The organism is Streptomyces sp., from assembly GCF_019510245.1.
In the GTDB taxonomy this organism is placed as follows: Bacteria; Actinomycetota; Actinomycetes; order Streptomycetales; family Streptomycetaceae; genus Streptomyces.
In genome coordinates this window covers 1-25392 of the sequence record NZ_JAEKKT010000196.1, presented here as the reverse complement: position 1 = coordinate 25392, position 25392 = coordinate 1, and the positions used below count along the sequence as shown (strand labels likewise).

General features: G+C 72.3%; 24 protein-coding genes. 13 read left to right on the top strand and 11 right to left on the bottom strand.

What is annotated here, in order from left to right; translation table 11 throughout:
- Positions 1–41: 41 nt before the first annotated feature.
- The 5 genes from JF597_RS39670 to JF597_RS39650 all read left to right on the top strand — a co-directional run bounded on the left by JF597_RS39670 (position 42) and on the right by JF597_RS39650 (position 6102).
- On the top strand, positions 42–764 hold the full coding sequence (locus JF597_RS39670; RefSeq protein WP_294008284.1) for a hypothetical protein: 723 nt from the start codon (positions 42–44) through the stop codon (positions 762–764).
- Positions 761–1990, top strand: a complete 1230-nt coding sequence (locus JF597_RS39665; protein ID WP_294008282.1) for a HAMP domain-containing sensor histidine kinase — start codon at positions 761–763, stop codon at positions 1988–1990. Before JF597_RS39670 ends, JF597_RS39665 begins: the two co-directional genes overlap by 4 nt.
- A 221-nt stretch (positions 1991–2211) precedes the next feature.
- Positions 2212–3573, top strand: coding sequence for an FtsW/RodA/SpoVE family cell cycle protein (locus JF597_RS39660; RefSeq protein ID WP_294008280.1), 1362 nt, complete (start codon positions 2212–2214; stop codon positions 3571–3573).
- Positions 3574–3602: 29 nt separating this feature from the next.
- Positions 3603–5060: a penicillin-binding transpeptidase domain-containing protein gene (locus tag JF597_RS39655; RefSeq protein ID WP_294008307.1), complete on the top strand. Its 1458-nt coding sequence runs from the start codon at positions 3603–3605 to the stop codon at positions 5058–5060.
- A gap of 103 nt (positions 5061–5163) precedes the next feature.
- A complete protein-coding gene (locus tag JF597_RS39650; RefSeq protein ID WP_294008278.1) occupies positions 5164–6102 on the top strand; it encodes a diiron oxygenase in 939 nt (312 codons plus the stop codon).
- Positions 6103–6120: 18 nt separating this feature from the next.
- Here the strand turns inward: JF597_RS39650 and JF597_RS39645 are convergent, their stop codons facing one another.
- The 8 genes from JF597_RS39645 to JF597_RS39610 all read right to left on the bottom strand — a co-directional run bounded on the left by JF597_RS39645 (position 6121) and on the right by JF597_RS39610 (position 14433).
- Positions 6121–7263, bottom strand: coding sequence for a C40 family peptidase (locus JF597_RS39645; RefSeq protein WP_294008276.1), 1143 nt, complete (start codon positions 7261–7263; stop codon positions 6121–6123).
- A 112-nt stretch (positions 7264–7375) separates the two neighbouring features.
- Positions 7376–7675: a hypothetical protein gene (locus JF597_RS39640; protein ID WP_294008274.1), complete on the bottom strand. Its 300-nt coding sequence runs from the start codon at positions 7673–7675 to the stop codon at positions 7376–7378.
- A gap of 10 nt (positions 7676–7685) precedes the next feature.
- Entirely contained in the window at positions 7686–8339 is a 654-nt protein-coding gene (locus tag JF597_RS39635; RefSeq protein ID WP_294008272.1) for a TetR/AcrR family transcriptional regulator, read from the bottom strand.
- A gap of 197 nt (positions 8340–8536) precedes the next feature.
- Complete coding sequence (locus JF597_RS39630; RefSeq protein WP_294008270.1) at positions 8537–9793, bottom strand: styrene monooxygenase/indole monooxygenase family protein; 1257 nt, start codon at positions 9791–9793, stop codon at positions 8537–8539.
- Positions 9794–9823: 30 nt separating this feature from the next.
- A complete protein-coding gene (locus tag JF597_RS39625; protein WP_294008268.1) occupies positions 9824–10468 on the bottom strand; it encodes an ATP/GTP-binding protein in 645 nt (214 codons plus the stop codon).
- Positions 10449–10868: a DUF742 domain-containing protein gene (locus JF597_RS39620; protein WP_294008266.1), complete on the bottom strand. Its 420-nt coding sequence runs from the start codon at positions 10866–10868 to the stop codon at positions 10449–10451. Before JF597_RS39620 ends, JF597_RS39625 begins: the two co-directional genes overlap by 20 nt.
- Positions 10865–11368 (bottom strand): roadblock/LC7 domain-containing protein, encoded by a 504-nt coding sequence (locus JF597_RS39615; protein ID WP_294008264.1) that lies wholly within the window; start codon positions 11366–11368, stop codon positions 10865–10867. Before JF597_RS39615 ends, JF597_RS39620 begins: the two co-directional genes overlap by 4 nt.
- Positions 11365–14433: a nitrate- and nitrite sensing domain-containing protein gene (locus tag JF597_RS39610; protein ID WP_294008263.1), complete on the bottom strand. Its 3069-nt coding sequence runs from the start codon at positions 14431–14433 to the stop codon at positions 11365–11367. The genes JF597_RS39615 and JF597_RS39610 overlap by 4 nt, the downstream gene beginning before the upstream one ends.
- Positions 14434–14840: 407 nt before the next feature.
- On the opposite strand from JF597_RS39610, the gene JF597_RS39605 reads away from it, so the two are divergent.
- A complete protein-coding gene (locus JF597_RS39605) occupies positions 14841–15629 on the top strand; it encodes a protein phosphatase 2C domain-containing protein (protein WP_294008261.1) in 789 nt (262 codons plus the stop codon).
- 37 nt (positions 15630–15666) lie between these two features.
- Here JF597_RS39605 and JF597_RS39600 read toward each other — a convergent pair whose 3' ends face one another.
- A complete protein-coding gene (locus JF597_RS39600) occupies positions 15667–16158 on the bottom strand; it encodes a MarR family transcriptional regulator (protein WP_294008260.1) in 492 nt (163 codons plus the stop codon).
- A 275-nt stretch (positions 16159–16433) separates the two neighbouring features.
- Between JF597_RS39600 and JF597_RS39595 the strand changes: the two genes are divergently transcribed.
- Entirely contained in the window at positions 16434–17246 is an 813-nt protein-coding gene (locus tag JF597_RS39595) for a lysozyme (protein WP_294008258.1), read from the top strand.
- 170 nt (positions 17247–17416) lie between these two features.
- Here JF597_RS39595 and lon read toward each other — a convergent pair whose 3' ends face one another.
- Positions 17417–19843: an endopeptidase La gene (lon, locus tag JF597_RS39590; RefSeq protein WP_294008257.1), complete on the bottom strand. Its 2427-nt coding sequence runs from the start codon at positions 19841–19843 to the stop codon at positions 17417–17419.
- Between the two features lie 223 nt (positions 19844–20066).
- Here lon and JF597_RS39585 point away from each other — a divergent pair, with 223 nt between their 5' ends.
- Together JF597_RS39585 and JF597_RS39580 are read left to right on the top strand one after the other, a co-directional pair.
- Positions 20067–20819, top strand: coding sequence for a GNAT family N-acetyltransferase (locus tag JF597_RS39585; protein WP_294008305.1), 753 nt, complete (start codon positions 20067–20069; stop codon positions 20817–20819).
- A gap of 111 nt (positions 20820–20930) precedes the next feature.
- Complete coding sequence (locus tag JF597_RS39580; protein WP_294008256.1) at positions 20931–21200, top strand: hypothetical protein; 270 nt, start codon at positions 20931–20933, stop codon at positions 21198–21200.
- Between the two features lie 4 nt (positions 21201–21204).
- Here the strand turns inward: JF597_RS39580 and JF597_RS39575 are convergent, their stop codons facing one another.
- Positions 21205–22011, bottom strand: a complete 807-nt coding sequence (locus JF597_RS39575; protein ID WP_294008254.1) for a rhomboid-like protein — start codon at positions 22009–22011, stop codon at positions 21205–21207.
- 254 nt (positions 22012–22265) lie between these two features.
- Between JF597_RS39575 and JF597_RS39570 the strand changes: the two genes are divergently transcribed.
- From JF597_RS39570 to JF597_RS39555, 4 genes are all read left to right on the top strand, one after another.
- The gene (locus tag JF597_RS39570) at positions 22266–22955 is read left to right on the top strand and encodes a spermidine synthase (protein WP_294008253.1); all 690 of its coding nucleotides are present in this window, start codon (positions 22266–22268) and stop codon (positions 22953–22955) included.
- Between the two features lie 110 nt (positions 22956–23065).
- Positions 23066–23806 (top strand): response regulator transcription factor, encoded by a 741-nt coding sequence (locus tag JF597_RS39565; RefSeq protein WP_093499134.1) that lies wholly within the window; start codon positions 23066–23068, stop codon positions 23804–23806.
- Positions 23803–24912, top strand: a complete 1110-nt coding sequence (locus JF597_RS39560; RefSeq protein ID WP_294008250.1) for a HAMP domain-containing sensor histidine kinase — start codon at positions 23803–23805, stop codon at positions 24910–24912. The genes JF597_RS39565 and JF597_RS39560 overlap by 4 nt, the downstream gene beginning before the upstream one ends.
- A 140-nt stretch (positions 24913–25052) precedes the next feature.
- On the top strand, positions 25053–25392 hold a 340-nt coding region (locus tag JF597_RS39555), incomplete at its 3' end, for a hypothetical protein (protein ID WP_294008303.1).

Sequence of the window (25392 nt, the reverse complement as noted above, 5' to 3'; positions counted from 1 at the left end):
TTCGCACCCGTCGACCACCGACCCGCCGAGCCAGGAGCAGCGTGCCAGCCCGTCGTCCCGTCCGTACCGCCGTGGCCGCGGTCGCCGTCGCCGTGCTGGCGGTGACCGCGGCCGGCTGCGGCGACTCCGGCGGACTGCGCGGGGCCGGGGCGGCACCGACCGCGGTCAGCCCCGCGAAGCTCTGGCCCGACCTGCGGCCGGCGTCCAGCCCGGCCTGGCCCTACGACGAGGGCAGCACGGAGACCGTGAAGGGGATCACGGTTCCCGGCGGCGACATCCGCCGGGTGGACCCGGTGGCCGTCGTACGGGCGGAGATCGCCGCGGACCCCGCGGACTACGGGTCCAAGGGGGCGTACCACGAGACGGCGGAGCGGATGCAGGAGTGCACGGCGGGCGGCGGCGGGGCCCGCTGTCCGCTGCTGAAGCCGTACTACCGGGACCTCACCGGGGACGGGCGGGACGAGCTGACGCTCGGCTTCCGGCTGTATCCGACGAACCAGACGGCGCTGCGCGTGTACACCGTCGAGAAGAACCGGCTCGAACAGGTCCTCGACGACGACGACGCGATCATCGGCGTCGAGCTGGCCGGGCGGACGGTGATCGTACGGTCGCCGGCCGGGATCAGCGGGTACGAGTACCGGACGACCTGGGCCTGGGACCCGGAGCGGAAGGCGATGGTGTTCACCCGGGACGAGTTCCTGCGCACCGGCAGGGGGCACCACACCCGCAGACCGGTGCCGTCGGCCTCGGCGGCCACGCGATGAGGCTCCCCCGCTGGGCCGGGACGCTGGCGGCGAAGTCGGCCGCGTTCATCACGGTGATGTGCTGTGCGCTGGCCGCGCTGCTCGGCGTCCTGGTGCACGTGTCGGTCACCGACCAGACCGTCGCCCAGGCCCGCGACCAGGCGCTGACCCGGCTCGCGGAGGCGACGGCCGCGTACGAGGCGGGGGACGCGCTGCCGCGGGGCGCCCGCGTCGACCCGCGCGGGCTGCCCGGGCAGCTGCGGGCGCTGGCGCTGGCCGGGGACCGCGGCACGATGGTCGCCCAGGACGACGGCCGGCCCACGATGTGGGCGGCGGGCCCGGCCGACCGGCACCGGACGCTGGCGGTGGCCGTGGACTACTCCCAGCAGGCCCGCACCATCGCCGGCCTGGACAGCTCCATCCTCTGGTCGTCGGCGCTGGCCATCGGGGCGACGCTGCTGGTCGGGGCGTTCGCGGTGACCCGGGTGACCCGGCGGCTGCACGGCACCGCGCAGGTGGCCCGGCGGATCAGCGCCGGGGACCTGGACGCGCGGGTGCACGACCCCCGCACCAAGGACCCGACCCGCCCGCAGGACGAGGTGGCCGCCGTCGCCGCCGCGCTGGACGGGATGGCCGCGTCGTTGCAGAGCAAGCTGCTGAGCGAGCAGCGGTTCACGGCCGACGTGGCGCACGAGCTGCGGACGCCGCTGACGGGGCTGCACGCGGCGGCGGAACTGCTGCCTCCGGGGCGGCCGACGGAGCTGGTGCGGGACCGGGTGGCGGCGCTGCGCACGCTCACCGAGGACCTGCTGGAGATCTCCCGCCTCGACGCGGGCCGGGAACGGCTGGAGACCGACGCGGAGGCGCTGGGCACGCTGGCCGAGCGGGTGGTGCGGGCGTCCGGGACGGAGACCGAGGTGAAGGTCGTACGGGACGTGTGGGTCGAGACCGACCGGCGGCGGCTGGAACGGGTGCTGGGGAACCTGGTCGCCAACGCGCACCGGCACGGGCGGGGGCCCGTGGTGCTGACGGTGGAGGGGAAGGAGGTCACCGTGCGGGATCACGGGGACGGCTATCCCGGGTACCTGGTGGCCCACGGTCCGCAGCGGTTCCGGACGGAGGGCGGGGCCAAGGGGCACGGGCTGGGGCTGACGATCGCGGTGGGGCAGGCGGAGGTGCTGGGCGCGCGGCTGTCGTTCGCCAACGCGATCGACGGGGGTGCGGTGGCTGTTCTGACGCTCCCGTAGGGGGGTTCGGGTGCGTGGCGCGGCTGCGGTGGGTGGGGGCTTGTCGCGCAGTTCCCCGCGCCCCCAAGAAGGTGGGACCAGCCGACGTGCTTTCAGGGGCGCGGGGAACTGCGCGATCAGCCACGACGCACCCGCAGCCGCAATCCACCCCACGGACCCCACGCCACGCTGACGCAAGCCAACAAAGCACGCAACTCGCGCCATTTGGGTAAGTTCCGGACATGACCAAGGCCGGAACCACCCTGGCGGCGACCGCGACCCCCACCCCCGCCGCACGCCTCCCCCGGCGCCGTGGCATCGAACTCGCCCTGATCGTGCTGGCCGTCCTGCTCTGCGTGTACGGCTACTGCGCGGTCGGCCTGGCAAAGACCGGCACCGTCCCGCCCGGCGCCGCCGGTTACGGCGCCGGCCTCGGGGTCCTCGCGCTCGTCGCCCACCTCGCCGTACGCTTCCGCGCCCCGTACGCCGACCCGCTGCCGCTGCCGATCGGCGTGCTGCTCAACGGACTCGGCCTGGTCCTGATCTACCGGCTGGACCTGCAGACCCCCGGCGACCACGCGGCCCCCGCCCAGCTCGTCTGGTCAACCCTGGGCGTGGGCCTGTTCATCATGGTCGTGCTGATGCTCCGCGACCACCGCGTGCTCCAGCGCTACGCGTACGTCTGCGTCGCCGCCGCGCTCGTCCTGCTGCTCCTGCCGATCCTCTTCCCCGCCGTCAACGGAGCCCGGATCTGGATCCGGGTCGCCGGATTCTCCATCCAGCCCAGCGAGTTCGCGAAGGTGCTGCTCGCGGTGTTCTTCGCCGCGTACCTGGCGGCCAACCGCAGCGCGCTCGCGTACGCGGGCCGCCGGCTGTGGTTCATGCAGTTCCCGACCGGGCGGGTGCTCGGCCCGATCGTCACCATCTGGCTGGTGAGCGTCGGCGTCCTGATCCTCGAACGCGACCTCGGCACCTCGCTGCTCTTCTTCGGCCTCTTCGTGGTCATGCTGTACGTCGCCACCGGGCGCACCGGCTGGATCGCCGTCGGCCTGCTGCTCGCCGTGTTCGGAGCGGTCGCCGTCGGCCGTCTGGAACCGCACGTGCACGGCCGCATCGAGGACTGGATGCACCCGTTCGCCTCGATCGACGCGGGCCAGGGTCCCAACCAACTCGCCCAGTCGCTCTTCGCGTTCGCGGCCGGCGGGGTCCTGGGCACCGGACTGGGGCTCGGCCACTCCGTGCTCATCGGCTTCGCCGCCAAGTCGGACTTCATCCTGGCCACCGCGGGCGAGGAACTCGGCCTCGCCGGACTGTCGGCGATCTTCCTCCTCTACGGCCTGCTCGTCGAGCGCGGCTACCGGGCCGGCCTCGCCCTGCGCGACCCCTTCGGCCGGCTCCTCGCGGTCGGGCTCGCCTCGATCCTCGCGCTCCAGGTGTTCGTGATCGCGGGCGGGGTGACCGGGCTGATCCCGCTGACCGGCATGGCGATGCCGTTCCTCGCCCAGGGCGGCTCCTCGGTGGTCACCAACTGGGCGATCGTGGCCCTGCTGATCCGCGTGAGCGACTCGGCCCGCCGCCACTACGACGGACAGGTGGCCCCATGAGCGCCGGGGACGGCCGCCGGCGGGGCGGCATGGCCAGGTACGTCCGGCGGGCCCGCGCCCTCTGCGCCCTGCTGCTGTTCGCCCTCCTCGTCAACGCGGCCCGCGTCCAGGTCGTCAAGGCCCGGGAGTACGACGACAACCCCGCCAACCGCCGTAACTCGATCGCCCGTTACGGCCTCCCCCGCGGCGACATCCTGGTCGGCGGCGTGCCGGTGACCGGCTCCCGGGACAGCGGGGAGCAGCTGCGCTACGAACGCACCTATCCGCAGGGCCCGTTGTACGCCCCGGTCACCGGCTTCGCCTCCCAGCTGTACGGCACCACCTTCCTGGAGCACGCCGAGGACGGGGTGCTCTCCGGGACCGACCCGCTGCTGTCGCCGCTGCCGCTGTGGAACGACACCGGCCGGGCGGTGAACCCGGGCGGGAACGTGGTCACGACCCTGAACCGGTACGCCCAGGAGGCCGCCTTCCGGGGGCTCGGCTCGCGCAAGGGCGCGGTCGCCGCGATCGAACCGGCGACCGGCCGGATCCTCGCCCTGGTCTCCACCCCGTCGTACGACCCCTCCGAACTGTCCGGCAACGGCGAGGCGGTGACCTCGGCCTGGGCGCGGCTGAACGACGACCCGGAGAAGCCGATGCTCAACCGGGCGGTACGGCAGACGTATCCGCCGGGCTCGACCTTCAAGGTGGTCACGGCGGCCGCCGCGCTGGACGCGGGCGTGGTCACCGACCTGGACGCGCCGACCGACTCCCCCGACCCCTACCGGCTGCCGGGCACCACCACCCGGCTGACCAACGAGGGCGACGGCTGCGCGGACGCCTCGCTGCGGGCGGCCTTCGAGTGGTCCTGCAACACGGTCTTCGCGAAGCTGGGCGTGGACGTGGGAGCGGCGGGCATGACGGCGACGGCGCAGGCGTTCGGCTTCAACGACACCCGGCTGCGCATCCCGTTCACCGCCGCGCCGAGCACCTTCGACACGAGCGTGGACAAGGCACAGCTGGCCCTGTCGTCGATCGGGCAGTACAACACCCGGGCCACGCCGCTGCAGATGGCGATGGTCGCTGCGGCGGTGGCGGACGGCGGACTCGCGCGACCGCCGTACCTGGTGGAGCGGACCGTGCGGCGGACCGGCGAGACGGTCGGCACGGGGGGTGCGGGGCCGGTGCGGCAGGTGATGAGTGCCGCGACGGCCATGCGCATGAAGGAACTCATGGTGGACGTGGTCGAGGAGGGGACCGGCTCGAACGCGGCGATCCGCGGCGCCACGGTCGGCGGCAAGACCGGCACCGCGCAGCACGGGATCGGCAACTCCGGGGTGCCGTACGCCTGGTTCGTGTCCTGGGCGCAGGCGGACGACGACCTGGAGCCCAAGGTCGCGGTGGCGGTGGTGGTCGAGGACGCGGCGGCCGACCGCGGGGACATCAGCGGCGGCGGCGACGCGGCGCCGATCGCCCGGTCGGTGATGCGGGCGGTGCTCGGGTTCTGAGACGCGGAGTCAACACGTCGTGCACGGGGGATTGACCGGCTTGCTGACAAGCGGTCTCATAAGAGCACGACGACGTACCCCCGGGTAACGAGGTGAGGGAGCGATGACGACCCTGACGGAAGCCGACGCGGTCGACGGGCTGAGGGACGCGCTCGGCCTGCTCAAGGACCGCGAGCAGGTGGCCGAACGCCTGCTGGCCTCCTCCGCGAAGCACTCCTTCGACCCGGACAAGGAGCTGGACTGGGACGCGCCCTTCGAGGAGGGCAAGTGGTTCTGGCCGCCGGAGCTGGTGTCGCTGTACGGCACGCCGATGTGGCAGCGGATGAGCGAGGAACAGCGGATCCTGCTCTCCCAGCACGAGGCCGCCGCGCTGGCCTCGCTGGGGATCTGGTTCGAGCTGATCCTGATGCAGCTGCTGGTCCGGCACATCTACGACAAGGCGGCGACGACCGCGCACGTGCGCTACGCGCTGACCGAGATCGAGGACGAGTGCCGGCACTCGAAGATGTTCGCGCGGCTGATAGCGCGCGGTGACACGCCCTGGTACCCGGTGAGCCGCGTCCACCAGAACCTGGGCCGTCTCTTCAAGACGATCTCCACGACCCCCGGGTCCTTCACGGCCACCCTGCTCGGCGAGGAGGTCCTCGACTGGATGCAGCGGCTGACCTTCCCGGACGAGCGAATCCAGCCGCTCGTCCGGGGGGTCACGCGGATCCACGTGGTCGAGGAGGCCCGGCACGTGCGGTACGCCCGCGAGGAGCTGCGCCGGCAGATGGTGACGGCGCCGCGGTGGTCGCAGGAGTTCACGCGGGTCACCTCCGGTGAGTTCGCGCGGGTGTTCTCGGTCGCCTTCGTGAATCCGGAGGTCTACACCAACGTGGGGCTGGACCGGCGGGAGGCCGTGGCGCAGGTGCGGGCGAGTGGGCATCGGCGGGAGGTCATGCAGACGGGTGCGAAGCGGCTGACCGACTTCCTGGACGACATCGGGGTTCTCCGGGGGGCCGGGCGGCGGTTGTGGAAGAGCTCGGGGCTGCTGGCTTGAGGGGGACCCCCAGCGCCCCTACGTCGGTGTGGGTGGGGTCGGCTGTGAAGTTCCGAAAGCGTCGTCCGGGCCCTCCGCCGCCGTCTTCGGGATCGCCGGGGGTGTGTAGCGGGCCAGGGAGGCGGCCGTCGGGTCCGGGCGTACCGCGCCCAGGATCGGGTTGGCCGCGATCGGGGAGACCTTGATCTTCGCGCCGGGGCGGGGGGCCTGGACCACCTTGCCGTCGCCCAGGTAGAGGGCCACGTGGGTGGCCTCGGGGAAGTAGACGACCAGGTCGCCGGGGCGCAGGCGGTTCAGGGGGACGTGGGGCAGGTCGGCCCACTGTTCCTGGCTGGTGCGCGGGATGGGGGTGCCGGCGTGGCCCCAGGCCTGGGAGGTCAGGCCCGAGCAGTCGTACGACACCGGGCCCGCCGCGCCCCACTGGTACGGCTTCCCCAGCTGCCGCACCGCGTACCGCACCGCGCGGTCGCCGGCCGGGGAGGGGGGTGGCGTGGCGGTGCCCAGGGCGCCGGACGTGGTGAGCTTGCGCTGGGCGTCCGCCGTCTTCTCCTTCTCCAGGTCGGCGAGCGCGGTGAGCTGGTCGGGGGTGAGGGCCGCCAGCATGCGCTCCACGTCGAAGAGGCGGGTGCGGACCTCGTCGCGCTGCTTCTTCTGCTTCTCGGCGAGGGCGAGCTGGGTGTCGAGCGCCGCGCGGGCCCGGCGGGCCAGGCCGGCCCGGTTCCGCTCGTCGTCGGCCAGGCGGCCCACCGTCTTCGCCCGCTCGCGCGCCAGCTCGCCGATGACATGACCCTCGTCGAGCGCGTGCTGCGGGTCGCGGGCGAGCAGCAGCCGTACGTACGGGGAGATCGCGCTGCTGTTCTGGTACTGCTGCCGGGCCAGCCGGCCCGCCTCGGTCCTGCTGGTGTGCAGGGAGCGCCGGGCGATGGCCAGCTCGCCGTCCAGGCGGGTCACCTCGGCGCGCTGCCGCTGCAGCCGTTCCGCCGTCGCGTTGTAGGTCTCGGTGGCCTGTTCGGTCTGCCGGTACGCCTGCTGGAGGTCCGTCAGCAGCTCGGCGACCGGTTGCGCCGGGTCGGGCGCGGCGAGCGCGGGCAACGGCGCGAGGACGGCCTGGGCCGCCGCCACCGCGGCCGTACAGGCCAGACGCAGGAACCTTCCTGACACGTCATCACCTCCGATGCGGGACGGTCTCTCCGTTCCACATCGCGATGATCACGTGATTATCAGATGTGTATGCGTGGTCCGCGCGGCGGGTGCGCCGTTCGGCCCAGCCGTGTCACCCGCCGGTGTCGTCGGGCCTCCCGGCCGGGTCCTGCTTCGACCACGGCCACTTCGGCCCGCCGCCGGCCCCCTTGCCCGTCGGGTCGTACTCGTACTTCCAGCCCTGGGACAGGCCCAAGCGCTTGCTCTGCCCCCGGGACACCCGGCGGTAGACCAGGACGGTGGGCGGGCCGCCGGCCGGGTCCGGGACCGGGATGCGGTACGTCTTCGGGGGATGGCCGGTCATGCCGAGCAGCACCGGCAGCACCCGCCCGTCCATGGGGCCGCCCTCGAAGGGGGTGTCCTGACTCTTCACGACACCAGTTTCAGCCATCCGCCGCGAGGGCGTCGACGAGGGCCGCGGTCTGCGGGTCGCGGCGCCCGGTCACGCTGAGCACGGCGACGAACTGGTCCACCAGCCAGTCCCGCAACTCCTCCACGGGCGGCTGCTTGTCCTCGTCGAGCCAGATGAGGGAGGCCGCCTCGACGGCGGTGATCCACATCCGGACGGTCATCCGCAGCCGGGGCCCCGGGTCGGCGATGTCCAGGTGGCTGAGAATGTGCTGCGCGGCGGCCCGTCGCACGCCGTCCACGATCGCCGTCGTCCGCGAGGTCTCCACCACGCTGCCGCCCTGGAGCAGGGCGCTGAAGCCGGCGTCGTGCTGGTCGACGAAGGCGAGGTAGCGGTCGAGGGCGCGGGCGAGCCGGGGCAGGAGGGGGCCCTCACGGGGCTCGTCGAAGCAGTGCTCGAGTTCCTCGGCGGCCGACCTGAGGGCGGCCTCGTAGAGCTGCTGCTTGCCGCCGGGGAAGTAGCGGTACACCAGCGGGCGGGAGACCCCGGCCGCCTCCGCCACGTCGTCGAGCGACACCTCCTCCGGCGCGCGGTGCGCGAAGAGGGTGAGGGCCGCGTCGAGCAGCTGGCTGCGCCGCTCCTCGACGGACAGCCTGCGGTAGGCGGGGGTGGCGGCCTGCGGGGTCATGCGATCAGCGTATGCGCTGGGCCGGGGCGCCGCGACGGGCACCGGCCGCGATCGGGCGCGGCGCCATCGTGGTTGCTCGCGCAGTTCCCCGCGCCCCTGAAAGCAAAAGAAGGGGCGCTGCAGTGCGCCCCTTTAGGGGCGCGGGGAACTGCGCGAGCAACCCCCACGCACCCGCGGCCGAAATCCGGCCTGCCGGATCAGGCAGCGCCTGCCACCGAGGCCAGGTACGCCTCCGTCTTCTCCGGCTCGTAGAAGAAGTTCTCGAAGTCGGCGGGGTCGTTGAAGGCGTTGGCGAAGCGGTCGGCGACCGGCTGGAGCTGGCCCGCCGCGCCGATCAGGTTGAGGATGTGCTCCGGCGGGGGCGCCAGCATGGCGTTCGTCCACTTGGTGACGTGCTGGGCGGTGTTCCAGTAGCGGTCGAACGTCTCCTGCATCCAGGTCTCGTCGAACTCCTTCTCGCCCTGTTCGAGGATCGAGGCGAGGTAGGAGGCCGCGCACTTGGAGGCGGAGTTGGAGCCCTGGCCGGTGATCGGGTCGTTGGCGACGACGACGTCCGCGACGCCGAGGACCAGCCCGCCGCCGGGGAGGCGGCCGATCGGGTTGCGGACGGTGGGGGCGTAGCGGCCGGCGAGGGTGCCGCCGGCGTCGGTCAGTTCGGCCTTGGTGGCCCGCGCGTACTCCCAGGGCGTGTACCGCTCCATGAGTTCCAGGGTCAGGGAGAGGTGCTCCGAGGGGTCCTTGACGCCGTTGAAGACGTCCAGCGGGCCGCCGGGTATGCCCTCCCAGAAGAGGATGTCGGCGGGTCCGGAGGTGGTCAGGGTCGGCATCACGAAGAGCTCGCCGACGCCGGGGACCAGGTTGCAGCGGACCGCGTGGAAGTCCGGGTGCTCGGGGCGCGGACCGAGACCGTGGACGTAGGCGACGGCGAGCGCGCGCTGCGGCTCACTGTACGGCGAGCGGGAGGCGTCGCGGCCGAACATCTGGACCAGTTCGCCCTTGCCGGCCGAGACCAGCACCAGGTCGTAGGTGCGGGCGAAGTAGTCGAGGTCGCCTACGGCCGCGCCGTGGATGACCAGCTGGCCGCCGCGCTGGGCGAAGGTCTCCATCCAGCCGGCCATCTTCACCCGCTGGTCGACCGACTGCGCGTACCCGTCGAGCCTGCCCACCCAGTCGATGGCGCGGGCCGCGGGGCCCTCGCCCCAGGAGCCGGGGGCCGCGACCGAGACGCCGAGTCCTTCGATCTTCGGGGCCTGGGACTCCCAGAAGTTCAGCTGGAGATCGCGCTCGTGCTGCAGTGCGGTGTGGAACATGCACTGCGTCGACATGACCCGGCCGGAGCGGATCTCGTCCGCGGTCCGGTTCGACATCAGGGTGACCTCGTAGCCGTGCGACTGGAGGCCGAGGGCGAGCTGGAGACCGGCCTGGCCGGCCCCCACGACGAGTATCTTCCGCATGCGGTGGTGGCTCCTAGGGGTTCAGAAGAACTACTCGGGGGTTTCGTCCAGCGCGTGGGCGACCAGGGACAGCAGCGTCTCGATGGCCGAGACCCGACGGCGGGCGTCCATGATCATTACAGGTATGTGCGGAGGGATCGTCAATGCCTCGCGCACGTCCTCGGGTTCGAAGCGCTCACTGCCGTCGAAGTGGTTGACCGCGACGACGTACGGCAGCCCGCAGCTCTCGAAGTAGTCCAGCGCCGGGAAGCAGTCCTTCAGGCGCCGGGTGTCCGCGAGGACGACGGCGCCGATCGCGCCGCGCACCAGGTCGTCCCACATGAACCAGAACCGCTGCTGGCCCGGCGTGCCGAACAGGTAGAGCACCAGGTCGTCGTCGAGCGTGATGCGGCCGAAGTCCATGGCCACGGTGGTGGTCAGCTTGCCGGGCGTGGCGGTGAGGTCGTCGGTCTCCTCGCTCGCCTCGGTCATCAGCGCCTCGGTCTGCAGGGGCGTGATCTCCGAGACGGCGGTGACCAGCGTGGTCTTGCCGACGCCGAAACCGCCCGCCACGACTATCTTCGTCGCGATGGGGGCCCGGCTGCGGTCCGTCTGCCAGGACCGCAGATGCTCCTGCTCCTCATCGGCAGCGAGGAGCGGGTCGACGCCGGTGGCGTCAGAGACGGCGTAGTCCACTCAGCACCCTTTCCAGCAGAGCGCGGTCCGGACGGCCGACGCCGTGTCCGGTACCGGTTCCGTACACACGGATCTTTCCCTGGTCCGCGAGGTCGCTGAGCAGGACCCGGACCACGCCGAGCGGCATCTTCAGCAACGCGGCGATCTCGGCCACCGTGCGCATGCGGCGGCACAGTTCGACGATGGCCTGCATCTCGGGCATCACCCGGGTGCTGAGGGAACCATTCGTCAGTTCCTTGCGCTCCTCCGGGGCCTCGAGCGCGGCCACGAACGTCTCCACGAGGAGGACGTGGCCGAAGCGGGTACGGCCGCCGGTGAGCGAGTAGGGGCGGACGCGGGCGGGTTTGCGGTCGCCGCCGCGTACCGGGAGGTGCTGCCTGCGGTTCTTCGGCGCGCTCATCGGCCGCTCCTCGTCGCGTCGGCCTCTAGGGACTTGCGTAGCTCGGTGCGGAGTTCGGGGGTGAGGACGTGGCCGGCGCGGCCGACGAACAGTGCCATGTGGTAGGCCACCACGCTCATGTCGCACTCCGCGCTGCCGTGCACACCCAGCAGCGAGCCGTCGCTGATCGACATCACGAAGAGGCTGCCCTCGTCCATCGCGACCATCGTGTGCCTGACCGGGCCGAAGTCCATCAGCCGGGCGGCGCCGATGGTGAGGCTGCCGATGCCCGAGACGATGGTGGCGAGGTCGGCGGCGGAGCCGCGGGGGCCCTTGGGTTTCTCGGCCCGTGCCTCGCGGGCCGCCTGGTTCCGGCTGGTGTCCGAGGAGAGCAGGAGCAGGCCGTCGGAGGAGACCACCGCGACCGACTGGATCCCGGGCACCTCCTCGACGAGGTTGCTCAGCAGCCAGTGCAGGTTGCGGGCCTCACTGCTCAGTCCGAAGGTACTGGGCGCGGTCAACTGCTTGCCTCCTCGACTGTGCCCCCCGTGGCTTCATCGGATACGGCTGTTCCGGGTGCGGCTCGTACGCTGCTCGGCACCTGGTTCTGGCCGGTCTGCTCGGCGATCTCCGCCTCGACGTCACGCCGTCCCGCGTCGGCACCCCGGCGGAAGCCGCCGAGCCTGCGGCGGAGGGCGTCCGCGTCGACGCCGGTGCTGCGCTGGCGGGGCGGTGGGGCGGGAGCGGTGATCTTGGGAGTGCGCTTCGGGAGGCCCTTGCTGGTGACCTCGTCCTCGGCGTCGCCGTCGTCCTCCGCCTCGGCGGTCGCGGGCGGGGGCAGCGGGCGGGAGTGCTCTTCGGCTGCGCCGAAGTCGTTCGCATCCCCACCACCCGTGCGGGTGGCCGGGTCAGCTGCGAGTGGCCCCGGTGGGGCGTACTCGCCGTCGGCGGCCACGGGTTGCGGACGCGCGTGGTTCTCGGCGTCCACGGACTGCGGCCTGGGCCAGTCGTCACCCTCGGCCCGCCGACGCCGCGCCCGGTCCTCGGCCTCGGCACCCAGCGACCCGGGCCAGTCGTCACCCTCGACCCGCCGATCCCGCAGCCGGATCCCGGCGTCGGCGGAGCGCGTCCGCTCCTCGGCAGCACCGGTCTGCGTCCGCTCCTCGCCGGGAACGGTCCGTGGCTGCGGCGCGGTCTCCCCGGTCGGCTCGGGATCCTGTTCCGTGAGCGGGACCAGCAGTTCCATCGTGGTCTCGGCGAAGGTCTCCGCCGGCGCCTTCGGTCGTACCGTCGGATCGGGGTCCTGGGCCTTCGGCGCCGGCGCCTGCTCGTGGGCGGGCTGTTCGTCGGCCTCGCGTACCGCCTTCTCCGCCAGCGTCACCAGCGGGTCGCCGGACGTCGCGCGGCCGTACAGGACGTTGGAGTTGACCTCCGCGTCCGCGCCGGGGAGGGAGAAGGCGTGGGCGCCGTTCGGGCTCGTCGTGGCCGAGGGGACCGCGGTCCGCGGGGCCTGGGCCAGCAGCGGCTGGGGCAGGACCACGACCGCCGCCACCCCGCCCTGCTTCTGCTCGCGGAGCTGGACGCGGACGCCGTGCCGGTGGGCCAGCCGGGCCACCACGTAGAGGCCGAGGCCGAGACCGTCCTCGCCCTCCTGGTCGTAGGGCGGCTCGGGGTCGAACTCCGCGAGGCGGCCGTTGAGGCGGACCATGCGGTCGGCGGTCATGCCGATGCCCTCGTCCTGGACGGAGAGCATGACCTCGCCGCTCTCCAGCAGCCAGCCGGAGATCTCGACGGGGACGTCGGGCGGGGAGGACGCGGTGGCGTTCTCCATGAGTTCGGCGAGCAGGTGGGAGAGGTCGTCGGCGGCGAAGCCGGCCACGTGCGCGTGCGGCGGGAGGGAGGCGATCCGGACCCGCTCGTAGCGCTCGATCTCGCTGACCGCCGCCCGCACGACGTCCACCAGCGGGATCGGGCCCGCGTGCTGCTGGACGTGTTCGGTGCCGGCCAGGACCAGGAGGTTCTCGCTGTGGCGGCGCATGACCGTGGCGAAGTGGTCGAGCTTGAAGAGGGTCGACAGGCGTTCGGGGTCCTGCTCGCGCTCCTCCAGGGTCTCGATCACGGCGAGCTGCCGCTCCACCAGGCCCAGCGTGCGCAGCGCCAGGTTGACGAACGTGCCGCCGATGCTGGTGCGCAGCCGCTCCAGCTGGGCGGCGGCCTCGGTGACCTCGGCGCGCAGTTCCTCGCGGGCGTCGGCCATCTTCTGGCGCTGGCCGACCAGGTGCTTGCGGTCGGTCTCCAGGGTGGCGATGCGGTCGTAGAGCTCGGCGGCGTGCGCGTGCAGGGCGTTGACGGAGCGGACGACCTGGGCGAACTCGTCGTTGCGGCCGGTGAAGGTGATCGGTTCCTCGGTGCGCGGGTCCTCGGCCCCGGCGAGGCGGGCCGAGCCCCGGCGGAGCACGGAGAGGGGGCGGGTGAGGCTGCGGGCCATGGCCGTGGCGATGCCGACCGCGACCAGCATCAGGGCGCCGACCACCGCGACGCGGATCTCCAGCGCGGTCACGTCGTCGTCGCGGAGCGCCGCGAGGTCCTTGGTGCGGTGGTCGTAGAGGGCCGACTCCGCGCCCCGCATCAGGTCGACCCGGGCGGAGAGCGCCGCGTCCAGCTTCTTGGTGGAGGTCGAGAGGTCGTCGTCGGAGAAGACCGGCTGGTCGGTGAGGGCGGCCAGGTACTTGTCGGCGTCGTTGACGTCTCCGCCGGCGACCGTGGAGTCGTACGAGTCGGCCGCCGCCTTGGGCGCGGTGTCGCGGAAGTCGGCGAGGGCCGCGTCGGCGCGCAGCCTGGCCTGCTGGGCGGCCGCGGTGAGCGCGTCGCGCTGCTTCCTGTCGGCCTCGGAGGTGGTGGTGCTGGTGACGGGCAGACCGGTGAGGGGGCTGATCGTGGTCTGGGTGGTGCTGGGGATGTTCAGGGCGGCCAGCAGGAGGCCCCTGGCCGCCGCGGACTGCTGGACGGCGGAGTCCAGTTCGGCGAGCGCGTGGGCGCCGGAGCCGGCCCTGGGGGGCATCTGCTCGGCCAGTTGCTCGGCGAGCCGGTGCAGTTCGGTGATGGTCCGCGAGTACGCCTGGTGCGCTTCGAGGGCCGTGCTCTTGCCGGTGAGGGCGGAGCGGCGGACGGCGGCGATGCCGTCGAGGTCGGTGCGCAGCCAGCCGGGGGCGTCGGTGTCCGCGCGCAGGTCCTCGACCTGGCGGTCGACACGGGCGCTGCGGTCCTCGGAGGGGGCCTTGGACCTGGGGCGGCCGGCCGCGATGTAGGAGGTGACCTCGTCGCGCTCGTCGGCGAGCGAGTTGGCGAGGGCCAGCGCGTCCTGGGTGCGGCCGGACAGGGTCACCAGGTCCTGGGAGTCGCTCAGCTGCCCGGAGGCGGTGAGCAGGGCGGGCGCTCCGGCTCCCGCGATCGCCGCGGCGACCACGGCCACGGCCACGATCAGCCGGGTACGTACGTGCTTGGGGCGGCCGGTGCCGACGGGGGCCGCGGCGCCCGTTTCGGAGGCCGTCTTCTTGCCTGTGCGCCGAGGCCGCGTCTTCTGCACCGGTGCTCGCATTCCTGAACTCGTGTACCCAAGGGGCTGGGTGGCACCCCGTCATGATCCCCGGCATTTCGGTGCCAAGTGGTGCACGCACCCGATGCGTGCGCCTGCGTATCGGTCCCCGACCCTCCCAGCGCCGGTAGGCAGTGGTCTCACATCGCCCCACCCGCCACCCGAAGGAGTGAACATCGGAGGGGAGTTGGCGGGCAAGTTCCGGCGGACCGTGCGGGGGCCTTTTCCGGCTGGCCGGTTGGACGCGGACGGCAGGCTTTGGCAGGATTCGCCACCGCAGCTTCCCGGAGTGCGCCATTCCACCCCAAAACAGGCGGCTGACCTGCGGGGCAGCGTCAATTCCGGGATGGATGCCAGCCTTTGGTGAAGCCTGTGGAGGGGTCGTGCAGACTGGCCGAATGCATACTGAGGTCGTTTCCGAACCCGGCACCTCCGACCGCCCCAACGAGGACTTCGCCGCTGTCGGACTTCCCGCCTCGGGGCAGGGGGGTTGCGTGATCGTCCTGGACGGGGTGACCCCGCCCAGGGACGGCACCGGGTGTCTGCATTCCGTCCCCTGGTTCACCGCGCGGCTGGGCGGCGCGCTGACCGAACTGACCGTTTCGCGAGGAGATCTGACGCTGCGGGAGATACTCGAACAGGCGATCGCTCGCACAGCCGCGGCACATGGTGACACCTGTGACCTTTCTCACCCGCGCACCCCTCAGGCGACGGTCGTGCTGAGCCGCTGGTCCGCGGAGACGGTGGAGTTCCTCGTCCTGTCCGACTCGGCGTTGCTCCTGAGGTCGCCCGACGGCACGGTCACCCCGGTCCTGGACGACCGGCTCGACCGGGTGCCGCGCGCCTCGCTGGCCTCGGACGCGATCGCCGACGCCACGGTCCGCAACAAGGAGGGCGGCTTCTTCACGGCCGCCGCGGACCCCTCGGTGGCGGATCGCGCGGTCACCGGGACCGTGCCCCGCGCCGAGGTCCGCGCACTGGCCGCCCTCACCGACGGGGCGGCCCGCTGGACGGAGAAGTTCCGGGAGGGCGACTGGACGGCCCTCCTGGACGTCGTGCGCAAGGAGGGTGCGCGGGCGCTGGTCGGCCGGGTGCGGGAGCTGGAGGCCGCCGACCGGGAGGCGCGGGTGTTCCTGCGGCGGAGCAAGACGCACGACGACGCGACGGTGGTCTACGCCGAGCTGTGAAGCCGCCGGTCGCGGCCCGGCGGCGGCCTGATGCCGGCTACTTCTCCATGACGCCGTTCAACTGGCTCAGCAGCCGGGCCAGTTCCGCGACCTCGCTGCGGTCCCAGTGGGCGAGCTGACGGACGTAGCGGCCCCGGCGGGCCTCGCGGACCGTGCCGACCCGGCGCCTGCCCTCGTCGGTGAGGGCGACCAGCCAGGCCCGTCCGTCGGCCGGGTCGGGCTCCCGGGCGATCAGGCCGAGCTCCTCCAGGGCGCGCAGCTGGCGGGACATGGTGGCCTTGCCGACGCCGACGTAGCCGGCCAGTTCGGTGGCGCGCTGGCCGCCGCACTCGTCGAGCCGTACGAGCAGTCCGTACGCCGCGGACTCCAGGTCGGGGTGGACCTCCCGGGCCATCTCGCCCTGGCTGGCCCTGGCGCGGCGCAGCAGCACCGTCAACTCGCGCTCAAGGGCCAGGAACTCCTGGTCGGCGCCGCTCGGCGTCAACCCGGTGGCGGCGCGCTGTTCGTCGCCCTTTTCGTCCTCGTGCACGTCAGCACCCCTGATCGGTTTCGCAGTCCTGAAAGTTTCCGTCAAGCCCCGTCATCGCCGCAGCTCGCCAAGTATTCCGCAGGCGTAGACCCACGGCAGCCTCCGGACCCCCTTCCCCGGGGTCCGGCCCGTGCGTAGCGTCTGCACCCGGCGATCGCTGGCATGTTCACGCCGTGCAGGCGCGTCGTGCCGTGTGACACTGCGTCGTGTCGCGCCGCGCGGACCGGCCGCCTCTGGCATACCTGGGACCTCACCTCACCCCACGGAGGCACGTCATGCCCGCGCAAAGACCCGCCCCCACACTCCTGACCGGCCTGCTGGTGCTGCTCGCGGCGCTCGCCCCGGTCCCCGCCCACGCCGACGCGTCCGGCCCGGCCGTCCCGGCCCGCGGCTCGGCCTACATGGGCATGGGCGTCCTGGTCCACGACGGCCGGAGCGGCACGCCCAAGACCGACCTCGCCACCCAGACCGAAGGCGTCGACGTCGCCAGCTACCAGGGCGACGTCTCCTGGTCGCCCCTGCTCGGCAGCGGGGTCCGATGGGCGTACTCCAAGGCGACGGAAGGCACGTCCTACACGAACCCCTACTTCGCCAAGCAGTACAACGGCTCCTACGACGTCGGCATGATCCGCGGTGCCTACCACTTCGCGACCCCGGACACCGCGGGCGGCGCCGCCCAGGCCGACTACTTCGTCGACCACGGCGGCGGCTGGTCCAAGGACGGCCGGACCCTTCCCGGCGTCCTCGACATCGAGTGGAACCCGTACGGAGCGGCCTGCTACGGCAAGTCGAAGAGCGGGATGGTCACCTGGATCACCGACTTCCTCAACCGGTACAAGTCCCGCACCGGCCGTGCCGCGGTCATCTACACGGCGACCAGCTGGTGGAGCGACTGCACCGGCAACTACGGCGGTTTCGCCTCCGCCAACCCGCTGTGGATCGCCCGGTACGCCTCGGAGGTGGGCACGCTGCCGGCCGGCTGGTCGACGTACACGATGTGGCAGTACACGTCCACCGGACCGACGGTCGGGGACCACGACAAGTTCAACGGGGCCGTCGACCGGGTGGTCGCGCTCGCCAACGGCTGAGCGGATCGGGCGATCCCCAGCGTCCCGAAGGGGCGCGGGGCCCTGTCGGCATGCGGCTCCGCCGCGTGGGCGCGACCAGCCACGACGGCCTCGCGGACGCATGGCGGCGCACAGGGCGAGGGCCCGTGCCCCTCGCGGGGACCCGGGCCCTCTGCATCCGGCAGCGTCCGTCACGCCGCTGCCGGAACCTCCGGCGCCGCGCCGCTCGTGGCGGGCGCCAGCGCCAGCTCCAGGACCTGGCGGACGTCGGTGACGGCGTGGACGTCGAGCTTGTCCAGCACCTCGGCCGGGACGTCGTCCAGGTCGGCCTCGTTGCGCTTCGGGATGATGACGGTCGTCACCCCGGCACGCTGGGCGGCGAGCAGCTTCTGCTTCACGCCGCCGATGGGCAGCACCCGGCCGGTCAGCGAGACCTCGCCGGTCATGGCGACGTCCGTGCGGACCAGGCGGCCGGAGAGCAGGGACGCCAGGGCCGTGGTCATCGTGACGCCCGCGCTCGGACCGTCCTTCGGGACCGCGCCCGCCGGGAAGTGGATGTGCACACCCCGGTCCTTCAGGTCGGCGACCGGCAGTTCCAGTTCGGCGCCGTGCGAGCGGAGGAACGACAGGGCGATCTGCGCGCTCTCCTTCATCACGTCACCCAGCTGGCCGGTGAGGGTCAGACCCGCCGCGCCCGTCTCCGGGTCGGCCAGCGACGCCTCGACGAAGAGGACGTCGCCGCCGGCGCCGGTGACCGCGAGGCCCGTCGCCACACCCGGGACCGCCGTGCGGCGCTCGGCCGGGTCCTGGGCGGACTCGGGCACGTGGTGCGGCCGGCCGATCAGGGCCCGCAGGTCCTCGTCCCGGATCGTGAACGGCAGCTCACGCCGGCCCAGTTCGTGCTGGGCCGCGACCTTGCGGAGCAGCCGGGCGATCGAGCGTTCCAGGGTGCGCACGCCCGCCTCGCGCGTGTACTCGCCGGCGAGCTTGCGCAGCGCGCTCTCGTCGAGGGTCACCTCGTCCTCGGCGAGGCCCGCCCGCTCCAGCTGGCGCGGGAGCAGGTGGTCACGGGCGATGACGACCTTCTCGTCCTCGGTGTAGCCGTCCAGGCGGACCAGCTCCATACGGTCGAGCAGTGCCTCGGGGATCGCTTCGAGCACGTTGGCCGTGGCGAGGAACACCACGTCGCTCAGGTCGAGCTCGACCTCCAGGTAGTGGTCGCGGAAGGTGTGGTTCTGCGCCGGGTCGAGGACTTCGAGCAGGGCCGCGGCCGGGTCGCCGCGGAAGTCGGAGCCCACCTTGTCGATCTCGTCGAGCAGGACGACCGGGTTCATCGAACCGGCCTCCTTGATCGCCCGCACGATCCGGCCGGGCAGCGCGCCGACGTACGTACGGCGGTGACCGCGGATCTCCGCCTCGTCCCGGACGCCGCCGAGGGCGACCCGGACGAACTTGCGGCCCATCGCGTGCGCGACCGACTCACCGAGCGAGGTCTTGCCGACACCGGGCGGGCCGACCAGGGCCAGCACGGCACCGCCACGGCGGCCGCCGATGACCCCGAGCCCCCGGTCGCTACGGCGCTTGCGCACCGCCAGGTACTCGGTGATCCGCTCCTTCACGTCCTCCAGGCCGGCGTGCTCGGCGTCCAGGACCGCCTTGGCGCCCTGGATGTCGTACGCGCCAGTGTCATCGGTTCGCTCGTTCCACGGCAGTTCGAGGACGGTGTCCAGCCAGGTGCGGATCCACGAGCCCTCGGGCGACTGGTCGCTGGACCGCTCCAGCTTGTCGACCTCCTTGAGGGCGGCCTCGCGGACCTTCTCCGGCAGGTCGGCGGCCTCCACGCGGGCGCGGTAGTCGTCGGACTCCTCACCGTCCTTGGCGGCGTCGCCGTTCAGCTCGCGCAGCTCCTTGCGGACCGCCTCCAGCTGACGGCGGAGCAGGAACTCGCGCTGCTGTTTGTCGACGCCCTCCTGGACGTCCTTGGCGATGGTCTCCGCCACGTCCTGCTCGGCGAGGTGGTCGCGCAGCTGCTGGGTCGCCAGCTTCAGGCGGGCGACCGCGTCGACGGTCTCCAGGAGCTCGATCTTCTGGTCGGTGGTCAGGAAGGGCGAGTAACCGGAGTTGTCGGCGAGCTGGGAGACGTCGTCGATGGCCTGCACCCGGTCCACGACCTGCCAGGCGCCGCGCTTGCGCAGCCAGGCGGTGGCGAGGGCCTTGTACTCCTTGACCAGTTCGGTGACATGACCGGGCACCGGGTCCGGGACGTTCTCGTCGATGCGGGTGCCCTCCACCCACAGGGCCGCGCCCGGGCCGGTGGTGCCGGCGCCGATGCGCACCCGGTAGCGGCCGCGGATCAGCGCGCCCGGGTCGCCGTCGGCCAGGCGCCCGACCTGCTCCACGGTGCCGAGCACACCGGTGCTCGGGTAGGTCCCGTCGACCCGCGGCACCAGCAGCACCTTGGGCTTGCCGGGCTCGGTACGGGCGGCGGCCTGCGCGGCCTCCACGGCGGCGCGTACATCAGCGTCCTTCAGGTCCAGCGGGACCACCATCCCGGGCAGCACAACCTCGCCGTCGAGCGGCAGCACAGGGAGGGTGAGTGATGCGGACGTCGAAACCATGATCTCCCCTTCGGCAGTCAACTTGAGTTATGCCGACTCAATGTTTACGAGCCCAGAAATGTTCCCATGCATATGTTCGCTCTGAGCGATCGAGTGCCGACCTGGCCGAACACGGTCCCGCGCCGGTGAAAACAGCTGATCGGAGCGGGCTCATTCCCCGTACGGTCGGCCGGTGACCGACACCGACAGCACCGCGGCCCTGCTGGCCGCCTACGACGCCCAGATGCGCGCCGTCCAGCCCGTCCCCGCGCCCGGCATCACCTACGAACAGGACGGCCCCGCCCTCAGGGTCGTGGGCCAGCACCGCGGCTTCGTGACCGGGCCCCGCGACTGGGGCGGGGTCCGCGGCACGGAACTGGACGCGCTGATCGCCCGCCAACGGGACTTCTTCGCGGCGCGCGGCGAGGCGGTGGAGTGGAAGACGCGCGGGCACGACGACCCGGCGGACCTCCCCGACCGGCTGCGCGCAGCGGGGTTCGTGCCCGAGCCGCGGGAGACGGTCGTGATCGCCCTGGTCGCGGATCTGGCCGTGGCCGCGCCCGCCCTGCCCCCGGGCGTGACCCTGCGCCGGGTCACCGCCGACGCAGACCTGGACCGGATCGCCGCGCTGGAGACGGCGGTGTGGGGCGAGGACATGGCGTGGATCGCCGGGTACCTGAGAGGCCGGCTCACGGTCGCCCCCGACGACAACGAGGTGTACGTCGCCGAGGCCGCCGGCGAGGTCGTCTCGGCGGCGTGGATCGCCTTCCGCCCCGGCACGGACTTCGCCATGCTGCTGGGCGGCTCCACCCTGGCCGAGTGGCGCGGCAAGGGCATCTACCGCGCCCTGGTCGTCCTGCGAGCGACCCGAGCGGCGGCCCGCAACGCCCCCTACCTCCTCGTGGACGCCTCGGACGACAGCGCCCCGATTCTCCGGCGGCTCGGCTTCACAGCACTGACGACAACGACCCCGTACGTCTGGACCCCGGCCGACTGAAGCGCCCCTCAAGGGGCGCTGGGGGTACCCCCGGCCGAAGGCTGGGGGAGGAACTGCGCGACCAGCCACGACGACCCCGCACCCGGCAACCGCCCGGCGCCCTTACGGCGAGTGGCACCCGCGGCTCCGGCACCGCCGGACAACGCCGTCCGGACTGGGCACCGTTGCGGGGGAAAGGAAGAGGAGTACTACCGGACCCGCCTCGACGGGCAGGGCCGGCCCGCCCAGGGCGACGGCGTGGTCCTCTTCCGGGGGTTCTACGACCTGGCCGCCGACCCGTACCAGCTCACCGACCGCCTGCACGGCGCCACGGCGGAGCAGGAAGCGGCTCTCGGGATACCGGAGTTGGCGAAGGGGCCGGCGGCGGCGCGGCGTGCCTGAGCGCTCAGGGGGCGGCAGGGGCGGCGACGGCCGGGCCCTGGACCCGCTCCCGCCGCCAGCGCCGTACCAGCGGCCAGAGCCCGGTGCCGATGCCCAGTGAGATCAGGTGGCCCCAGTTGGTCATCGGGTCCTGGAAGGCGATGAGGTCGGTGACGAGGCTGTAGCCGACCAGGGCGAGCAGCGGCCAGCGCAGCCAGGGGGCGAGGAGGCCGGAGAGCGCGCCGATGCTGGCGGCCACGCCGAAGCTGATGCCGTAGTCGAGGCGGTGCAGCGAGGTGTCGGGGAGGTGGCCGGCCAGGACCGCGAGGCCGACCGGGACCTCGGTCGCGAGGGTGGCCAGGACATGGCCCGTCAGGAAGACGAGGATCGCGCGGGCACCGCCTATCCGCCGCTCCAGCGCGGTCAGGACGAGCACGAAGGCGAGCGCGTACGGCGACAGCAGCCCGCCCGCGATCCACAGCGCGCTGGCCAGCAGGACGAAGACCGGGGTGCGCAGCAGGTGCGCGACGTCGGTGCTGGAGTCCTGGTAGACCGCGTACAGGAGGCGGGGACTGGCGCAGCTCGCGAAGAGCGAGGTGAGGGCCAGGACGGCCGTGTAGGCGAAGGTGACCGGGGTGCCGGTGGGGCTGGGGAGGAGTCGCCAGGGCAGCAGGTGCCCGGGGCGCAGGTGGCGGGCGGCGCGCGGGGTCCTCGGGGCGGGTGCCGCGAGCGGGCCGCGCTGGCGGGGCACGCCGTCGAGGAGGGCGGCGACGTCCCCCACGGGAAGGGGCTCGGGCGTGGGCGTCGATGCGGCCCTCGCGGTCCGTTCCACGGTGAGGCGCTCCTTCCGTTTCACCCCACCCGTCGCCGTCCCACGAGTCGCTGTCTATGACCGAGGCCACCCAGGCGACGATTCAAAGGATTTTCTGAAGAACCAAGAGGGGTCAGGAGGAACCATACGAGCCGCTTCCCGTCGGCCACGGGCGCGAAGCGCCGGTCGGCCCCTCGAACGGGTGACACCCGTGCGGCTGCCCGACACCCGTAATTCGGGTGGCGGCAAAGCCCTGTTGGGGCAGGATGGCAGCCATGACGACCTCGGCCTCCCTGCCCGACAGCCCCCCTGTGGTCCTGGACCGCCGCGACGGGCCGTACGGCGAGGTGGTGCTGCGCAGACACGGCGGGCTCCTGCAGATCATCGCCAACGGCTGCTTCCTGATGGACACCTCCGACGGACGCTCGGAACGGTTGCTGGTGGACGCCGCGAGCCGGGCGCTGGACGGACGGAGCGAGCCTGAGGTGCTGATCGGCGGGCTGGGCGTCGGGTTCTCGCTCGCCCGAGCCGCACAGGACCCCCGCTGGGGACGGATCACGGTCGTGGAGCGGGAGGCGGCGGTCATCGGCTGGCACCGGGACGGTCCGCTCGCCGCGGTCTCCGCCCGCGCGTTCGCCGACCCGCGCACGGTGATCGTCGAGAGCGATCTCGTCGCTTACGTCAATGAGACATCGGACACGTTCGACGCCCTGTGTCTGGACATCGACAACGGCCCCGGCTGGACCGTCGACGAGGCCAACGAAGGGCTCTACTCACCGGCCGGACTCGCAAGCTGCGCAAGGGTGTTGAGGCCGGGCGGGGTACTGGCCGTATGGTCGGCGCAGCCCTCTGCGGAATTCGAGGGAACCTTGTGGAATGCCGGTTTCCAACGGGTGCGTACCGAAGAGATCCCGGTTGCCCGGGGCGTTCCGGACGTCGTTCACCTTGCCGTCCGCCCTGGATAGCGAGTGCGCCTCCTGTCCCCGTAATGTGCATCCCTGACGCGGATCATTCAAGCGTCAATCGCAGTCATGGGATCACCCCACTGGTTCCGGAAAGCACACAGGGGCGGGCGATGGAGCAGACACACACCTCCCACAACGGCACGGCGACGGCCACGCAGGGCGCCCAGCGCCGGGTTCTGGTCGTCGAGGACGATCCCACGATCGTCGACGCCATCGCGGCCCGCCTGCGCGCCGAGGGATTCCTCGTGCAAACAGCGGGCGACGGTCCGGCGGCCGTCGACACCGCCGAGGCCTGGCAGCCCGACCTGCTGATCCTCGACATCATGCTGCCCGGCTTCGACGGCCTGGAGGTCTGCCGGCGCGTGCAGGCCGCCCGGCCGGTGCCGGTGCTGATGCTCACCGCGCGGGACGACGAGACCGACATGCTGGTCGGCCTCGGGGTCGGCGCCGACGACTACATGACCAAGCCGTTCTCCATGCGGGAACTGGCGGCACGCGTGCACGTGCTGCTGCGGCGGGTGGAGCGGGCGGCCATCGCGGCCTCCACGCCCCGCTCCGGCATCCTGCGCCTCGGCGAGCTGGAGATCGACCACGCACAGCGCCGGGTCCGGGTGCGCAGCGAGGACGTGCACCTGACCCCCACCGAGTTCGACCTCCTGGTGTGCCTGGCGAACACCCCGCGCGCGGTGCTCTCCCGTGAGCAGCTGCTCGCCGAGGTGTGGGACTGGGCGGACGCCTCCGGCACCCGCACCGTCGACAGCCACATCAAGGCGCTGCGCCGGAAGATCGGCGCGGAGCGGATCCGCACCGTGCACGGTGTGGGCTACGCGCTGGAGACACCGACGCCATGAGCGGCGGGCCGGTCGGACCGAGAGGCCCCGGGGAGGAACCCTGGGGCGGTGTACGCCCGTTCTCGATCAAGACCAAGCTGGGCGCGCTGGTCGTCGTCTCGGTCCTGATCACCACCGGTCTGTCGATCGTCGCCGTGCACACCAAGACGGAGCTGCGCTTCATCACGGTCTTCTCGATGATCGCCACACTGCTGATAACCCAGTTCGTGGCGCATTCGCTGACCGCGCCGCTGGACGACATGAACGCGGTGGCACGCTCGATATCGCAGGGCGACTACACGCGCCGGGTGCGCGAGAACCGCCGGGACGAGCTGGGCGACCTGGCCGAGACGATCAACGTCATGGCCGACGAGCTGGAGGCCCAGGACCGCCAGCGCAAGGAGCTGGTCGCGAACGTCTCGCACGAGCTGCGCACGCCCATCGCGGGGCTGCGGGCCGTCCTGGAGAACGTCGTCGACGGGATCGCCGAGCCGGACACCGAGACGATGCGCACGGCCCTGAAGCAGACCGAGCGCCTCGGACGGCTCGTGGAGACCCTGCTGGACCTGTCCCGGCTGGACAACGGCGTCGTACCCCTGCGACAGCGCCGCTTCGAGGTGTGGCCGTACCTCTCGGGCGTCCTCAAGGAGGCCAACATGGTCGCCGGGGCACGCGCGAGCATGACCTCGGGCTCCGGGAACCACACGCGTACGGACGTCCATCTGCACCTCGACGTGTCGCCGCCCGAGCTGACCGCGCACGCCGACCCGGAGCGCATCCACCAGGTCGTGGCGAACCTCATCGACAACGCGGTCAAGCACAGCCCGGCGCACGGCCGGGTGACCGTGAAGGCGCGACGCGGGCCGCAGCCGGAGTCGCTGGAGCTCGAGGTCCTGGACGAGGGTCCCGGCATTCCGCGCTCGGAGTGGCACCGCGTGTTCGAGCGCTTCAACCGCGGCGCCGTCAGGCGGCCGCACGGTCCCGGCAGCGACGGCGGCACCGGGCTGGGCCTGGCGATCGCCCGGTGGGCGGTGGATCTGCACGGCGGCCGGATCGGTGTGGCCGAATCCGACCGGGGCTGCAGGATTATCGTCACTCTGCCGGGGCTTTCATCCGTGCCAAGTTGACGTAAAGTTCGATCCGGAGCCTCAAGATCCACCTGTGGTCGGCACGGCGTCCGCGCAGCCGGACACGTGTGATCAGGTGCGGCCCCCGCGCACGTCGCGCGACGGTTGGGCGTGAGGTGATCGCCGGGCGTGGCGGAGCCATGCCCGGTTCAGTCCTTTCGCAGCGCAACCACGCTTGTTTCCCGCCATATCAAGCCCTGAAACACAGTTTTCGATGTGACTTACGCGACGATGAACCGGCCCGACCTGACCTTCGCGGTCTTGGGGGCGTAGCCTTTATTTCCGCTGTCCATAACCTTGTGAAGCGGAAGAGGGCGGTTGCCGCCGTGTCGCCACAGTCCCCCAGTAACTCGAGCATCTCCACCGACGCAGACCAAGCGGGCAAGAACCCCGCAGCCGCGTTCGGACCGAACGAGTGGCTCGTCGACGAGATCTATCAGCAGTACCTCCAGGACCCGAATTCGGTAGACCGAGCCTGGT

Coding starts and splice junctions, on each gene's coding strand:
- JF597_RS39665 (WP_294008282.1), top strand. CDS start 761: ATGAGGCTCCCCCGCTGGGCCGGGACGCTGGCGGCGAAGTCGGCCGCG.
- JF597_RS39660 (WP_294008280.1), top strand. CDS start 2,212: ATGACCAAGGCCGGAACCACCCTGGCGGCGACCGCGACCCCCACCCCC.
- JF597_RS39655 (WP_294008307.1), top strand. CDS start 3,603: ATGGCCAGGTACGTCCGGCGGGCCCGCGCCCTCTGCGCCCTGCTGCTG.
- JF597_RS39650 (WP_294008278.1), top strand. CDS start 5,164: ATGACGACCCTGACGGAAGCCGACGCGGTCGACGGGCTGAGGGACGCG.
- JF597_RS39635 (WP_294008272.1), bottom strand. CDS start 8,339: ATGACCCCGCAGGCCGCCACCCCCGCCTACCGCAGGCTGTCCGTCGAG.
- JF597_RS39630 (WP_294008270.1), bottom strand. CDS start 9,793: ATGCGGAAGATACTCGTCGTGGGGGCCGGCCAGGCCGGTCTCCAGCTC.
- JF597_RS39620 (WP_294008266.1), bottom strand. CDS start 10,868: ATGAGCGCGCCGAAGAACCGCAGGCAGCACCTCCCGGTACGCGGCGGC.
- JF597_RS39605 (WP_294008261.1), top strand. CDS start 14,841: ATGCATACTGAGGTCGTTTCCGAACCCGGCACCTCCGACCGCCCCAAC.
- JF597_RS39595 (WP_294008258.1), top strand. CDS start 16,434: ATGCCCGCGCAAAGACCCGCCCCCACACTCCTGACCGGCCTGCTGGTG.
- lon (WP_294008257.1), bottom strand. CDS start 19,843: ATGGTTTCGACGTCCGCATCACTCACCCTCCCTGTGCTGCCGCTCGAC.
- JF597_RS39585 (WP_294008305.1), top strand. CDS start 20,067: ATGCGCGCCGTCCAGCCCGTCCCCGCGCCCGGCATCACCTACGAACAG.
- JF597_RS39570 (WP_294008253.1), top strand. CDS start 22,266: ATGACGACCTCGGCCTCCCTGCCCGACAGCCCCCCTGTGGTCCTGGAC.
- JF597_RS39565 (WP_093499134.1), top strand. CDS start 23,066: ATGGAGCAGACACACACCTCCCACAACGGCACGGCGACGGCCACGCAG.
- JF597_RS39560 (WP_294008250.1), top strand. CDS start 23,803: ATGAGCGGCGGGCCGGTCGGACCGAGAGGCCCCGGGGAGGAACCCTGG.